Origin of the sequence: Rahnella sp. Larv3_ips (assembly GCF_003697865.1) — a bacterium.
Lineage (GTDB): Bacteria > Pseudomonadota > Gammaproteobacteria > Enterobacterales > Enterobacteriaceae > Rahnella > Rahnella rivi.
Map to the genome: position 1 here is coordinate 908,627 of NZ_MJIB01000004.1, position 283 is coordinate 908,909.

1 protein-coding gene is annotated in these 283 nt (G+C 53.7%); it reads right to left on the reverse strand.

The genetic code is table 11. From position 1 onward, the window contains the following. On the reverse strand, window positions 1-283 hold a 283-nt coding region (locus ED901_RS06510), incomplete at both ends, for a hypothetical protein (RefSeq protein ID WP_205965075.1).

The window sequence follows — 283 nt, forward strand, 5'->3', positions numbered from 1 at the left end:
CCTCCGTCAGCGTCGCATCGTCGAAGACAAAGCTGAACTGGCGATAAATCCCTCCGGGTTGATCAGTACCGCCAAAGTAGTTGCTGACCGTCACGCTGTCATCGCTTCCGTAGGCCTGTATGGTCAGATGACTCCCATCACGACTAAACCGTGTTGTACCAGACTCTGCACCGTTGAAACGCAGGGTATTATTGCTTTCGCCGGGTTTACCGACGTCATTCACAAGGTCTTTTCCATGACCCGCCACAAAGTGGTAAGTATCCGCCCCATCCCCGCCAAAGAG